The sequence below is a fragment of the Streptomyces sp. NPDC050161 genome, assembly GCF_044460025.1.
GTDB lineage: Bacteria > Actinomycetota > Actinomycetes > Streptomycetales > Streptomycetaceae > Streptomyces.
The window spans coordinates 54,839-67,695 of the sequence record NZ_JBITJM010000015.1; the positions used below are offsets into that span (position 1 = coordinate 54,839).

The 12,857-nt window shown below is 73.4% G+C and carries 13 protein-coding genes; 7 read left to right on the forward strand and 6 right to left on the reverse strand.

Going from position 1 to position 12,857, the window contains the following annotated elements; genetic code table 11:
• Positions 1 to 67: 67 nt before the first annotated feature.
• The 3 genes from ACIBK8_RS23750 (at position 68) to ACIBK8_RS23760 (ending at position 3,642) form a co-directional block, all read left to right on the forward strand.
• Positions 68 to 1,387 carry an MFS transporter gene (locus tag ACIBK8_RS23750; RefSeq protein WP_399043826.1) on the forward strand — a complete coding sequence of 440 codons (1,320 nt, stop codon included), beginning with the start codon at positions 68 to 70 and terminating at the stop codon, positions 1,385 to 1,387.
• A 652-nt stretch (positions 1,388 to 2,039) separates the two neighbouring features.
• A complete protein-coding gene (locus tag ACIBK8_RS23755; RefSeq protein ID WP_399043827.1) occupies positions 2,040 to 2,576 on the forward strand; it encodes a phosphoribosyltransferase family protein in 537 nt (178 codons plus the stop codon).
• A gap of 106 nt (positions 2,577 to 2,682) precedes the next feature.
• The gene (locus ACIBK8_RS23760) at positions 2,683 to 3,642 is read left to right on the forward strand and encodes a hypothetical protein (RefSeq protein ID WP_399043828.1); all 960 of its coding nucleotides are present in this window, start codon (positions 2,683 to 2,685) and stop codon (positions 3,640 to 3,642) included.
• A 115-nt stretch (positions 3,643 to 3,757) separates the two neighbouring features.
• Here the strand turns inward: ACIBK8_RS23760 and ACIBK8_RS23765 are convergent, their stop codons facing one another.
• The 5 genes from ACIBK8_RS23765 to ACIBK8_RS23785 all read right to left on the reverse strand — a co-directional run bounded on the left by ACIBK8_RS23765 (position 3,758) and on the right by ACIBK8_RS23785 (position 9,200).
• On the reverse strand, positions 3,758 to 4,762 hold the full coding sequence (locus ACIBK8_RS23765; protein WP_399043971.1) for an MASE1 domain-containing protein: 1,005 nt from the start codon (positions 4,760 to 4,762) through the stop codon (positions 3,758 to 3,760).
• Between the two features lie 62 nt (positions 4,763 to 4,824).
• A complete protein-coding gene (locus ACIBK8_RS23770; RefSeq protein WP_399043830.1) occupies positions 4,825 to 5,661 on the reverse strand; it encodes a PP2C family protein-serine/threonine phosphatase in 837 nt (278 codons plus the stop codon).
• A 301-nt stretch (positions 5,662 to 5,962) separates the two neighbouring features.
• Entirely contained in the window at positions 5,963 to 7,591 is a 1,629-nt protein-coding gene (locus tag ACIBK8_RS23775; RefSeq protein ID WP_399043832.1) for an APC family permease, read from the reverse strand.
• Positions 7,592 to 7,803: 212 nt separating this feature from the next.
• Positions 7,804 to 8,031: an acyl-CoA carboxylase subunit epsilon gene (locus ACIBK8_RS23780; RefSeq protein WP_399043834.1), complete on the reverse strand. Its 228-nt coding sequence runs from the start codon at positions 8,029 to 8,031 to the stop codon at positions 7,804 to 7,806.
• 269 nt (positions 8,032 to 8,300) lie between these two features.
• On the reverse strand, positions 8,301 to 9,200 hold the full coding sequence (locus ACIBK8_RS23785; protein ID WP_399043835.1) for a LysR family transcriptional regulator: 900 nt from the start codon (positions 9,198 to 9,200) through the stop codon (positions 8,301 to 8,303).
• A 73-nt stretch (positions 9,201 to 9,273) separates the two neighbouring features.
• On the opposite strand from ACIBK8_RS23785, the gene ACIBK8_RS23790 reads away from it, so the two are divergent.
• Positions 9,274 to 10,290, forward strand: coding sequence for a DMT family transporter (locus tag ACIBK8_RS23790; RefSeq protein WP_399043836.1), 1,017 nt, complete (start codon positions 9,274 to 9,276; stop codon positions 10,288 to 10,290).
• Here ACIBK8_RS23790 and ACIBK8_RS23795 read toward each other — a convergent pair.
• The gene (locus ACIBK8_RS23795) at positions 10,280 to 10,690 is read right to left on the reverse strand and encodes an organic hydroperoxide resistance protein (RefSeq protein WP_399043838.1); all 411 of its coding nucleotides are present in this window, start codon (positions 10,688 to 10,690) and stop codon (positions 10,280 to 10,282) included. The genes ACIBK8_RS23790 and ACIBK8_RS23795 overlap by 11 nt on opposite strands.
• A 128-nt stretch (positions 10,691 to 10,818) precedes the next feature.
• On the opposite strand from ACIBK8_RS23795, the gene ACIBK8_RS23800 reads away from it, so the two are divergent.
• The 3 genes from ACIBK8_RS23800 to ACIBK8_RS23810 all read left to right on the forward strand — a co-directional run bounded on the left by ACIBK8_RS23800 (position 10,819) and on the right by ACIBK8_RS23810 (position 12,855).
• Positions 10,819 to 11,271 carry a MarR family winged helix-turn-helix transcriptional regulator gene (locus ACIBK8_RS23800; RefSeq protein WP_399043840.1) on the forward strand — a complete coding sequence of 151 codons (453 nt, stop codon included), beginning with the start codon at positions 10,819 to 10,821 and terminating at the stop codon, positions 11,269 to 11,271.
• A 214-nt stretch (positions 11,272 to 11,485) separates the two neighbouring features.
• On the forward strand, positions 11,486 to 11,617 hold the full coding sequence (locus ACIBK8_RS23805) for a hypothetical protein (RefSeq protein WP_393680826.1): 132 nt from the start codon (positions 11,486 to 11,488) through the stop codon (positions 11,615 to 11,617).
• Entirely contained in the window at positions 11,614 to 12,855 is a 1,242-nt protein-coding gene (locus ACIBK8_RS23810) for a beta-ketoacyl-[acyl-carrier-protein] synthase family protein (RefSeq protein WP_399043842.1), read from the forward strand. The genes ACIBK8_RS23805 and ACIBK8_RS23810 overlap by 4 nt, the downstream gene beginning before the upstream one ends.
• The last annotated feature ends 2 nt before the right edge of the window (positions 12,856 to 12,857 follow it).

A 12,857-nucleotide genomic window follows, 5' to 3' on the forward strand; every position in this document is an offset into this window, starting at 1 on the left:
ACACCCGCCACACAGGTACCTTCCCCGCATCCCCTCTTCCGCCGCCAGGAAAGGCAGAAACCGCACAGTGGACCTGCACGACGAGGAATCACCGCCGGCCGGCCGGCCGCTCCCGCCGGGGCGCGGGCCGCTCGCGTGGGCACGAGGGGCCGCCCGGAACATCCCCCAGGGGCGGGCGGCCCGCACCTTCCTCCTCGTCGCCTTCGTCGACGCCGCGGGCCGCGGGCTCTTCCTCGCCGGTTCGGCGCTCTTCTACACCCAGGTCATCGGGCTGACCAACGCCCAGGTGGGGCTGGGACTCTCGGTCGCGGGTCTCGTCGGCCTGGTGTGCGCGATCCCCATCGGCTGGCTCGCCGACCGGTTCGGCGACGGCCCGACCCTGGTGGCGCTGCAACTGTGGCGGGCAGCCGCCTTCCTGGTCTATCCGCTGGTCCACGGCTTCGGCACGTTCCTGGTGGTGGCCTGCCTGGTCGGGGCCGTCGAATGGGCCGCGGTGCCGATCATCCAGTCGGTCGCCGGCACCACCAGCGAGGAGCATTCGATGGTGGGCGCGATGGCGGTGGTGGCCGTCGCCCGCAACTCCGCGTACGCGCTGTCCGCGCTGGCCGCGACCGCGGTGATCACCTGGGCTTCGCCGCGCGCCTACGTCGCCTTCGTCCTCTTCAACGCGCTCGGATTCCTCGTATCGGGGCTGTTGTTGCTACGGCTGCGCCTGCCGCACAGGTCGGCGGACCAGGCGGAGAAACCGGCGCCAGGCTCCAAGCTGCTGCCGTTCAAGAACGTGCCGTTCCTGCTGCTGTCCCTGACGAACGGCATCCTCTACGCCCATATGCCGATCCTGTCGGTGGCGTTCCCGCTGTGGATCGTCACCCGCACCCAAGCGCCGCATTCCCTGGTCGGCGTCGCGCTGACCGTCAACACACTGATGGCGGTCTTCCTCCAGGTACGGCTCAGCAGAGGCGGCGACGCCATCGGGTGCGCGGCCCGCAAGCAACGGACGGCGGGCCTCGCGCTCGCGGCGTTCTGTCTGCTGGTCGCGATGACCGGCACCATGGACGAACTCGCCGCCGCACTCCTGCTGTTGCTGGCCGCCGTCGCCCTCACGCTGGGCGAGCTGTGGCAGTCGGCGGGCGGCTGGGGTATCTCCTACAGCCTGGCCCCCGAGGCGCAGCGCACCTACCAGCTGAGCATCTACCAGCTGGGGGCCACCGGCGTCACGGTCGCGGGCCCCGCGCTGCTGGTGATGGCCGTCGTGGACGTGGGCCCTTCCGGATGGCTGGGACTGGCCGCCCTGCTCGCGCTCACGGGGCTCGTCACGCCGTTCCTCGCGCGGCTGGCCGAGCGGTCGTCGGCCGCGCCGCAGGCCGCGGCGGCGCAGGCCGACTGAACGGGCGCGAGCCTGCCGCGCGGGCCGTGAGCGGGGGAAATGTCCCCCGCCCGACAGCGCGTCAACTACCCGGTGAACCAAGGCATTCGACATCCATCACCCTTGCGCGGACATCATACGTATGATCTTGTGATTCAATCAGTCACCCCGGCATCACTCGGCGCAACATTGGGTGCTGAATTTGGCAACTTTTGACGCAAGGAGGCCATCCATGGCAACGGCCGTCACGGTGTTCCGCGGAGTGGCCCCGGCCCAAAGCCCCGCGTACACCCGTGCCGCCGGCGCACTGCGCGGTCAGCTCACCGCGGCAGACATGGATCCGGCCGGCAGAGAAGCACCCGCCGGCCTCTCGGGACCGCATCACCACGCTCGACCATGCTGACGGTGCGGAGCGCCGGGCCCGGCAGTCCGGGACGGCCGCTCCGCGCACCGAGGCACGGCCCGGACGGCGGCGAACGGCCTGCCGGGCCCGCACCGCCGCCACCCCGTCGGCCTCTTCGGTAGCCGCCAACTCACGCCCCCGCACGCCGACTTCTCCCGGCGCGCCCCGCAGCACCCCCCCTCGCCCGACCCCGGCCGGCGCCCGGCTCCCCTCCCGTACGGCCGCACTCCCTGCCCTCCCGCTCGCCACCTTGGACAAGGACGCCTGTTCATGACGCTCACCCACACCATCTCCGTCGGCGACATCCGCCGGGACCTGCCGGTCGTACGGGTCGCGGAGAACACCCGCATCGCCTTCCTCAAGCTCTACGGCGATGTGGAACTGACCGTCGCCTGCGCCAAGGCGCTCGCCGGGCGGATGCCGTCGGACGCCGAGGTGATCCTGGGCCCGGAGGCCGGTGGCATCCTCCTCGCCCATGAACTCTCGCGGTACACCGGCCGCCCGTACGTCATCGCCCGCAAGAGGCGGCACCCCAACATGACGCGGCCGGTCCGGGTGCCGGTCCGGAACACCGGCACACCGGAGAAGCAGGAGCTGTTCCTCGGCGAGGACGACGCCGCGCTCGTCGAGGGCCGCCGGATCGCCCTCATCGACGAGGTGATCAGCAGCGGCGGCGTCCTCACCGCGCTGCACAATCTGGTGGCGGCGGCCGGCGGCACGGTGCGGCAGGTGCTGACCGTCGCCACCGAAGGCGAACGCCGCCCGGACGTCGCCTCGCTGCTGCACCTGCCCCTCTACACCGGCTGACACAGCGCCCCTCTCCCGCACCGCTGCGCGGCGGTCCACCCGAATGCCCGCGGACTCAACTGCCGCGCCCCTCCCCGCGCTTCGCCCCCAGCCGTACACTCCGGCCATGATCAGGAAAGCATTCACCACGGCCGTCGCCGGTGCGGCCCTGCTGGCGGCGGCCGGCAGCGCCCAGGCCCACACCCCGCCGACCGGCACGCCGCGCCCCGCGCAGTCCACCGGCGCCGTGTCCCGCGCGGCGGACGACGGCTGGCAGCAGGTCGGCGACGGCATCACCGCGGGCATCAGCGGCATCGTCGTCGACGGCGTGTCGGGCGACACGGTGGACACCCTCGCGGTCCGCGACAACAAGGAGGACGGCGAGAACCGTCTGGTGGCGGTGCGCTACCGCCCCGGCGCCGCCCCGCAGGCGCGGCCGGTGACATGGAGCGGCGAGCAGCCGGTCGACCTGGAGGCGCTCGACGCGGTCCCCGGTCACACCCACGAGTACGTGGCGCTGGCCAGCGACGGAACGGCGTACCGCATCCGCAGGGACGGCGACACGGCCACCGTCGTCGACTCCTTCGCGCTGCCCGGTACTTCGTCCAAGGGCAACTACGAGAGCTTCGCGCTGTCCGCCGTGGACGGCCGCCTGCTCGCGGTCTGGGCGGACCGCGGCGAGGACGACGACCCCGGCGTGCTGACCGCGGCCGAGTGGAATCCGGACACCCACGACTTCGGCAAGCGCGACTCCGCCGACCTGCGCGTCCCCTTCCCGACCGAGAACGTGCGGCACGTCTCGGACCTGAAGATCGCCGCGGACGGCACCCTGACGGTCTCCTCCGCGTCCGACCCGGGTGACGACGGCCCGTTCGACTCGGCCCTCTACCGCGCCGGAAAGGTCTCGTTCACCGGCGGCCACGACGCCGCACTCGACGTGCCCGCGACGCCGGAGCGGATCGCCACCTTCTCCGGCCACAAGATCGAGGCACTCGCCTGCGTGCCGGGCTCGGCCACCGGGGTGCTCGGCACCGACGACGAGAACGGCGGCGGCTGGATCACCTCCGCCGATTTCTGCCGTCCGTAAGGAGCCGCGGCTGCCGGGTGGTTGACGGCGAGCGGGGATGCGGGGCGGGTGGCCCGGTGCCGCCCGCCCCGCTGCATGCCGGGGTGCCGGGGCGTCCCGGACGGCGGTCCCGTCGTCAGGGCTGCTCGTCCTTCCGCCGCTTCGGCCGTCCGTCCGCCGGCCAGCGGTGCGCGGTTTCGCCGGGTGCCAGGCGGTCCACCACTTCGGCCAGTTCCCGGCAGGCGTCCTCGATCTTGCGGCGGATGCCGTTCTGCTCCGTGACGGTCGCCGCGAGCAGCAGCGCGGTGAGCGCGGCCGAGGCGTTCAGCGCCTGGAGGTTGACCATCACGGAGAAGAGGCTGTGCCCCGCGAACGGGCCGACCCGGTCGGTGGCCGCGGTGATCGCCAGGACGGAGATGATCAGGGCGCACGGGGCGGCCCCGGCGAGCTGGAAGCGGAGCGCCGCCCAGACGATCAGCGGGAAGACGAGGAAGAGCAGGGCGAGCGAACTGCGGGTGCCGAGCAGGGAGATGACGACCGCGGTGAGCAGCAGGGCGGACGCCTCGGCCCAGCGCGACGGGAGAGACAGCGGCAGCCGGATCGCCCGCAGCGACAGCAGCAGCGGCGTGATGATCAGGACGCCCATCGCGTCGCCCGCCCACCACGCCGACCAGGTGGGCCAGAACCCGCCGGCCGGCAGTTTCCCGCTGAGGAGCAGCGTGCCGGTGCCCAGCGTCGCGCTGATCAGCATGCCGGCGAAGGCGCCGAGCACGACCAGCGCCACCCCGTCCCGCAGCCGGTCGAGTTCGACGCGGAAACCGGCCCTGCGCAGCATCAGGAAGGCGGCCACCGGGCCGAGCGTGTTGCCCAGGAGGTTGCCGATGATGCCGACGTCGAGCGGGCCGAGGGTGGCGATGACGAGGAAGGTGCCGAGAACGACGCCGGGCCAGGTGCGCAGGCCGAAGAGCAGGAAGCAGCTGAGGGCGATGCCGGTGGGCGGCCAGAGCGGGGTGACCACCGCTCCCGCGATCACCACCTGTTCCAGCAGGCCGATACGGGCAGCCGCGTAGTAGGCGGCGGCGAGGGCGAGGATCCTCAGGGCCGCGATCGCCGGACGCCGGACATCCTCGGTGCGCACCACAGCAGTCATCAGACAACGCCGGCGACGCCCTGCGGCCACCGACACGCACACCCGGCCGTGCGTCACTCCGGGCCGCGGGCCGCCCTGTCGAAGCAGAGGGCGATCACCGCGGCGTCGTCGGCGTGGCCGGTGAATTCGGCCACGCCCATGACGGCCTCGGCGACCGCGGCCGGGTCGCCGTGCGGTGCCCGGATGCTGACCCGCCGGATCGCCTCCGCGAGGCCCGCCTCGATCGGGAACGAAGGCCCTTCGACCACACCGTCGGTGAGCAGGACGAACGCCCCGGCCCTGGTCAGCGGGCGGCGGGTCACCGGGTAGGTCTCGCCGGGCAGCACGCCGAGCGGCACCCCGCCGGCGTCCTCGGCGAGGCCGCAGCGGCCGTCGGACGTGGCCCAGACACCGGGGATGTGTCCCGCGCGGGCGCTGGACAACTCCCAGGTGACGGGGTCGAAGCGGAGGAAAGTGCAGGTGGCGAAGAGCCCGCAATCCACGGACAGCAGCAGGTCGTTGGCGCGGCTCAGCACCTCTCCCGGGTCGGCGGCGACGGTGGCCACGGCGCGCAGCCCGATCCGGATCTGTCCCATGAAGGCGGCGGCTTCGACGTCGTGGCCCTGTACGTCACCGAGCGAGAAGGCGACCGACCCGTCGGGCAGCGTGAAGCCGTCGTACCAGTCGCCGCCGATGTCCAGGCCGTGCCGGGCGGGGGCGTATCCGGCCGCCGCCCGCAGGCCGGGGAGCTGCGGCAGCGCGGCCGGCAGCATCTCCCGCTGGAGGGCCTGGGCCAGCTCCACCCTGGCCCGCTGAAGCTCCGCTCCCGCCCGCGCCTGGGCGGTGAGCCGCCCGAGCGTGGTCAGCAGGTCGTCGGCGCTCACCGACCGCGGAGGACGACGCCGGAACATGGACGGCTCCGATGTACATCAGGTCGCGGGCCGCTGCGGGGCGCCCCTGGGTCGTGTCGTCGAAGTCCCCTCCGGGCAACGACGCGACGTCGACGACACGGCCTCGCGCGGCATATCCCTTCCGGCCTCCTGAACCGGCCCGGCCGGGACACCCCTGCCGGGCCTTTCCCTCGGGTGGCGCCGGACGGCCCCACCCGGAAGCTCCACGCTCAGGATAGGCGCGCCGGGCACCTTGCGCCCGGCGGTGGCAGGCACAAGGCCGGGCGGGTGCGCGGCTCCCGTGCGGCGCTGCGGGCGGTGGTCAGGAGGCGGGTGCGAGGGTCGTGGCCCGGTGCCGGACTCCGGAGCGCACCGCCCAGAAGAAGACGGCCAGGGCGATGACGGCGACGGTGAGCGAGTCGTAAGGGGCGGGGAGGTGGGCGGAGCCCTCGAAGGTGCCGAGCCAGGACAGCAGGGTCAGGGCGGCGAGGTAGCACACCAGCCAGGCGCCGGTGCGCAGTTCGGCGGTGAGCGACCCGCGGCGCCCGCCGGGTTCCGTGCCGCGCTGCGCGCCGGGGCGCCGCATGGCCAGGAAGATCAGGATCCCGCCGAGCACGAGGGGCAGCGCGAGCCGCAGATCGTGCCAGCCCGACCAGTAGACGAACTCGGTGGCCACGACGAAGCTGAGCGGGGCGATCCAGCGCAGCCCCGGCACCCACCCCGCGGTGCCGCCGCCGGGCTCGGCCCTGAAGACGGCGACGGCCACCGCCGACGCCGCGTAGATCAGCAGGTACATGTCGCCCATCACGCTGACGATGTCCTGCCAGCCGCCGACCGGGAGCAGGAAGACGATGATCACCGCGAGGTTGATGACCAGGGCGCGGCGCGGCATGCCGGAGCGCTCGTGCACCTTCATGAAGAAGCGCGGGATGGTGCCGTTCTTGGCGAGCGCGTAGGTGTGCCGCGCGTCGATCGCCACGCCGACGTAGGCGGAGCCGCCGGGCGAGATGACCGCGTCGGCGTAGAGCAGGCTGGAGAGCCAGTGCAGATTGAGGATCAGGGCGAGCTGGCCGAAGGGTGATTCGAAGGAGACGCCGCTCCAGCCGCCGCCGAGCACCTTGTCGGGGACGGTGAACAGGAAGGCCACCTGGAGGGCCAGGTACATCAGGACGGCCAGGCCGATGCCGGTGAGGACGGCGGCGGGGATGGTGCGGCGCGGGTTGCGGGTCTCGCCGGAGAAGTCCAGCGGGGCCTGGAATCCGTTGACGGAGTAGACGATGCCGCCGCCGGCCAGCGCGGTCAGGCAGGCCGCGTAGCCGTACGGGGCGAAGCCGCCGTGGTCGGTGAGGCGGCCGGAGTGCCAGCCGGAGGCGATGAGCGCGATCACGGTGATCACCGGGACGACGATTTTGAACACCGAGACGAGATTGTTGAGTTGGGCGAACATCCGTACCGCGAACCAGTTCAGCGCGGTCAGCAGCACGCTGAGTCCGGCGGCGAGCGCGAGCCCGGATGCGGTGAGGGTGTGGCCGTTGTAGATGCCCGGCAGGTAGTGCGCGGCGTACTGCATGATCGCGCTGATCTCGGCGGCGGTGCCGCCCACCGACAGCAGCACCGACCAGCCGACGACGGTGCCGACCAGGCGCCCGCTGGCGAACAGCGGCCAGCGGACCGTGCCGCCGCCCTCGGGACGCGAGGCGCCGAGTTCGATCATGACGAGGGCGACCAGGGCGCACAGCAGCCCCGCCCCGATCCAGGACAGCAGCGACGCGGGCCCCGCGGTCTGCGCCGCGTACATGGCCGCGAACAGCCATCCGGAGCCGACGATGTTGGAGAAGCCGATCGCGGTCAGCCCCCAGAAGCCCAGTTCTCTGCGGAGCCTGCCCTCCTGTATCTGCACCCCCGGCGCGTCGGCGCCCCCGCCCCCACCTGTCACCTGACGCTCCGACACAGCTTCGGCCTCCTGCTTCACTTCCCGGCTGGACGGCCCTGCGTGCGCGGGACCTGACGCGGATTCTGCCGGTCAGCACCCCGGATCCCCCAAGCGGCCCGGTCTCCACCGCCCGCCGTGCGGTCTTACCTGCCGAGATGTCCGTGTTCGCTCCTTGGGACGGATGGTGTACCCCGCCCGGCGTCAGGCACCGGTCCGCCGCCGCGTGGTACTCAGCCGCACGTCCAGCAGCCGGCCCAGCAGGCCAAGGGCGGGAGATGGTGCCGGTGGGCGCGGTCGGCGTGGAGCCCCGCCGGCCGCGCGTCCTGGGCGCCGGCGATGCCCTGGGCCAGCCGGGCCCAGAGGATCACCGTGATCGCCGCGAGTTCCTCGGGCTCGGCCACGCCCTTGTCGATGCGCAGCGCGAAGTCGTGGGGCGGACCGTCTGCGGGGGCGGTCACGGCCGGGGCCCTGTGGGGGGACGGCGCAGCCCGTGTGCCGGGTGTCCCGGTCGGGGCGCGGTGTGGGAGGCGGGTGGTGCGGTCACACGGCCGACCCTAGGAGCGCGGGTGGGAGCCGTCGCGCCGACGCTCGCCGACCGGGTGGTGCCCGTGCCGCGCCTCCCCTGCCGCCGCGGCCCACGGGCTGCCGCGCAACGCCCCGCGCCACGTAGGCCGTTCGGGCGAGCGGCGGCTCCCGGAACCGGGCGGGCCGGCCGCCGCCGTCCGGGTCAGGACATCCGGGTGGGTTGCCCCGACAGCATGTTGACGCAGGCGCGGACCGGCGGGCTCGCGGTGCGGGTGAGCCAGGCGGCCTTGATGTCGCGGCGCAGGGCGGGCCGGGTACGCAGGAACCGCACGGCGGGTGGGGCGAGGCCGCGGGACACGGCGGGGATGAGGGCGGCGGCGACGCCCTGTTCGACCAGGGCGAGCTGGGTGAGGTGTTCGGCGAGGGTGTAGCGCACCTCGGGTTCGACGTCTTCGGCGCGCAGCGCCTGGAGGAGCGCTTCGTACGGCTCGGTGCCCGGCGGGCAGGCGGTCCACACGGTGCCCGCCAGTTCGGCGAGGCCGACCGTTTCCCGGTCGCCGAGCGGGTGGTCGGCGGACACCGCCACGTAGGCGTCCTCACTGGTCAGCGTCTGTACGCTCACGCCTTCGGGGACGAAGAGGGGGCGGTTGGCCCAGCTTTCGACGAGCAGCAGATCGAGGGTGCCGGCGAGCAGCAGCGGCAGCAGGTCGACGGCCTCGCCGTCGTGCACCGTGGGGGTCAGCCGGGGGTGGGCGGCGGTCAGTGCGGCCAGCGTCCGGGGCAGCAGGGTGCGTACCGCACTGCCCACGCCGCCGATCCGCAGCGGGCCGATGACGTCGTCGCCGAGGTCGGCGAGATCCCGCTCGGCGGCGGCGAGTTGGGCGAGCAGCCGGTCGGCGTGGCCGGCGAGGACGCGTCCGGCGTGGGTGAGGCGGACGCTGCGGCCCTGGGGTTCGAGCAGCGGGCGCCCGGCTTCGCGTTCCAGTTTGGCGAGCTGCTGGGAGACGCCCGACGGGGTCAGCCGGAGTGTCTTGGCGGCCTGGGCGATGGAGCCGTGGGCGGCCACCGCGGCGAGGGCGCGGAGCCGGTCGATGCTGAACACATCAGAAATTCTACCGGGTATTGCCGCCAAATCTTCGCTTTTTCTTCTGGATTGCGGCGGTCAGAGTGGACGCATGGGATCCGACGAGACGCAGATCGAGGCGGCGGCGCCCCCGGCGACGGCACCGCGGGCCGGAGCCGGGCGGGCGCCGGATGGCGCGGTGCCGCGCCGCGCGGGGCGCTGGAGCGGGCCGGTGGCGGGGGTCGTCGCCGGGTCCGCGTGCATCTCGGCGTCGGCGGTGTTCATGAAGCTGTCCGGCACGAACGCGGGGACGGCGGCGTTCCTGCGGTGCGCGCTCGCGCTGCCGGTGCTGGTGCCGCTCGCGCTGCGGGAGCGGCGGCGGACCGGGCGCCGGGCGGTGTCCCACCTGCTGGCGGATCTCGCGGCCGGGCTGCTGCTCGGCGTCGACCTGGTCTTCTGGGCGGCGAGCGTCCTGCACGTCGGCGCCGCCGTCGCCACGCTGCTGCTCAACGTCCAGGTCGTGGTCTTCCCGCTGCTCGCCAGGCTGGTCTCGAAGACGGCGCTGCCCCGGCGGTTCCTGTGCACGGCGCCGCTGATGCTGGGCGGGGTCGCGCTCGCGAGCGGCGCCGTCGGGCAGCCGCAGCCGGGCAGCGATCCGGTGGCCGGGGTGGCGTACGGGATCGCCGCCGGGGTGGCGTACGCCGGGTACCTGTTCCTGCTGCGGCTCGGCGGCGGGCGGGCGCAGACCGTCGCCCCGGTGTGCGTGTCCACCGGGGCGGCGGCCGTGGCAGCGGCGGTGCTTGGCGGCCTGTGGACGGGCATCGACCTGGCCCCCGGCTGGCCGGCCTGGGGCTGGCTGGCGGCGCTGGCGCTGTTCGGGCAGGTCCTGGCCTGGCTGCTGATCACCACCGCGCTGCCGAGGCTGGCGCCGCACACCGGGGCCGCGCTGCTGCTGCTCCAGCCCGTGCTGGCCCTGCTGCTTGGCCTGGCCATCGGCGAGCGTCCGACGGCCACCCAGCTCGCCGGGTGCGCGGTGGTGATCGCGGCCGTGGGGTTCAACAGCCGTACGGGAAAGGCGCGTACAGGCAGCGGCACGGCGGACACCGGGCAGCGGCGGGCTACTCGATGACCAGCTCGACGTCGATGTTGCCGCGGGTCGCCTTCGAGTAGGGGCAGTACTGGTGGGTGGCCTCGACGAGCTGCCTGCCCTGCTCGCCCGCGAGGCTGTCCGGCAGCTCCACCCGCATGACGACGGCCAGGCCGAAGCCGGTGTCGTCCTTGCCGATGGAGACCTCGGCGGTGACCGAGACGTCCTTGGTGTCGACCTTCAGCTGCCTGCCGACGTTCCCCATCGCGCTGGCGAAGCACGCGGCGTATCCGGCGGCGAAGAGCTGCTCCGGGTTGGTGCCCGCGCCGTCGCCGCCGAGTGCGGGCGGCATGGCCAGGGCCAGATCGATGCGGCCGTCGGAGCTGACCGCCCGTCCCTCTCGGCCGTTGGCGGTGGCGACAGCGGTGTAGAGCGCGTCCATCACGGAACTCCTTCGATAGCGCGACGGCCGAATCCCGACCGTCCGACACCCATAAAGATTGCACACAACTCAGTTGTGCGCAATTAAGCTTCCCGCGACTCAATGCCGCGGAGGGCTAATCTGGAGCCATGACCACGCCCCCGGTACCCGACACCGAACTGCTCCGGCTCGACCATCAGGTCTGCTTCTCGCTGCACGCCGCCTCGCGCGCGTTCGGCGGCGTCTACCGGGACGCGCTCAAGGACCTCGGGCTGACCTACCCCCAGTACCTGGTCATGCTCGTGCTCTGGGAGGACGGCCCGCGGCCCGTCAAGGCCATCGGCGAGCGCCTCCGCCTCGACTCCGGCACCCTCTCCCCGCTTCTCAAGCGCCTGGAGACGGCCGGCCTGGTACGCCGCGAACGCAGCGCCGACGACGAGCGGTCGGTGACCGTACGCCTCACCCCGGACGGCGAGGAACTGCGCGAGCGCGCCCTGCCCGTACCCCGCCGGATGCTCGCGGCGACCGGACTCACCGTCGAGGAACTCCGCACCCTGCGCGGCCTGTTGGGGCGGGTGACCGGCGCACTCGACCAGGCGTGAGCCCCGCGGCGCCGGGCCCTGGACCGTCCCGATCCAGCCACGCCCCGTACCCTCCCGTCGCCCCGCGCCGTTAGACCTGGCAAGTGCCTTCCGCGGTACGCGCACAGGGGGCGCGCGCCCTTTACGCGCCCCTGTGCAGCGCAGCCGGAGCCGCCGGCGCGCACCCGCCGGGCCGCGGTTGGCAGATCGCCCACGAACAGCGGAGGAGTGCCACGTGAACGCGGCAGAAGTCGTCAGCACCTTGCTGACCCAACGATCCGGGACCGATCCGGCCGGCGTCACCACCGAGCCCCCGCTGCGCCACCCCCGGCCGACGGCGCCCGTCGACGGCGAAGTCGCCGCGTGACGGCCGCCCGTAAGCCGTTCTCCGCGGCGGTGACAGGCATCGGTCTGGTGACGGCCGCGGGTGTCGGCACCAAGGCCACCTGGCACGCCGTCACCGAGGATCCTTCCCCTTCCGGAGTCCGGCACAGACCCGAACTGACCGATCTGCCCTGCGACTTCATGTACGGCGCCGACGACCTGGACACCACCGCGGTGCTGGGCGTCGCGGCCATCCGCCTGCTGGACCGCTTCGCGCAGCTTGCGGTGATCGCGGCCCGCGAGGCGATGGCCGACGCCGGCCTCGACGCCACCACCTGGGACAGCACCCGGGTCGCCGTCGTCATCGGCTCGGCCCACGGCGGACTGCCCTTCTACGACGAGCAGCACACCGCCCTGCTCGAACGCGGCGCCCGCCGGGTCTCCCCCAAACTCGCCCCGCTGACCGTCATCAACAGCGCGGCCAGCAACGTCGCCATGGACCTGGGCGCGCAGGGCCCCAGCCTCGGTGTGGCGACCGCGTGCTCATCGGGGACCGTCGCCCTGGGCACCGCGCACCAACTGCTGCGCTCCGGGGCCTGCGACATCGCCATCGCCGGCGGCGCCGAGTCGGTGTGCTCGCGGCTGCTGATCGCCAGCGCCTGCCAGATGAAGGCCGTCTCCACCCGGCGGGACGACCCCGCAGCCGCCTGCCGCCCCTTCGACGCCGACCGGGACGGCTTCGTCGTCGGCGAAGGCGCCGGACTCCTGGTCCTGGAACGCCCCGAGCACGCCAGGGCACGCGGCGCCACGATCCGCGCCAACCTCGCCGGATACGGCGCGTCCAGCGACGCGTACGCCGCGGTGGCGCCCGACCCCGAAGGCCGGGGCATCGAGCGCGCGCTGCGCACCGCGATGGCGGACGCGGAGGTGACGGGGGCCGACATCGGGCACGTCAACGCGCACGGCACCTCGACGGTCGTCAACGACCGGATCGAGGCGACGATGCTGCGGCGGGTGATCGGCACGCACCCGCTGGTCACCTCCACCAAGGCGATGACCGGGCACACGCTGGGCGCCGCCGGCGGTATCGAGACGGCGCTGACGGCGCTCGCGCTGGAAGCGCAGCTGGTGCCGCCGACCGTCAATCTCGACACACCGGATCCGCGGATCCCGATGGAGATCGTGCGCCGGGAAGCCCGCTCCGCCCGGTTCGACTGCGCGGTCAAGACGTCGCTCGGCTTCGGCGGGCACAACGCCGCGCTGGTCCTGACCCGCGGCTGACC

What these genes read in the sequence shown, in the direction of transcription:
- ACIBK8_RS23755 (WP_399043827.1), top strand. Translation starts at nt 2,040, where the DNA reads ATGACGCTCACCCACACCATCTCCGTCGGCGACATCCGCCGGGACCTG.
- ACIBK8_RS23760 (WP_399043828.1), top strand. Translation starts at nt 2,683, where the DNA reads ATGATCAGGAAAGCATTCACCACGGCCGTCGCCGGTGCGGCCCTGCTG.
- ACIBK8_RS23770 (WP_399043830.1), bottom strand. Translation starts at nt 5,661, where the DNA reads ATGTTCCGGCGTCGTCCTCCGCGGTCGGTGAGCGCCGACGACCTGCTG.
- ACIBK8_RS23790 (WP_399043836.1), top strand. Translation starts at nt 9,274, where the DNA reads ATGGGATCCGACGAGACGCAGATCGAGGCGGCGGCGCCCCCGGCGACG.
- ACIBK8_RS23795 (WP_399043838.1), bottom strand. Translation starts at nt 10,690, where the DNA reads ATGGACGCGCTCTACACCGCTGTCGCCACCGCCAACGGCCGAGAGGGA.
- ACIBK8_RS23800 (WP_399043840.1), top strand. Translation starts at nt 10,819, where the DNA reads ATGACCACGCCCCCGGTACCCGACACCGAACTGCTCCGGCTCGACCAT.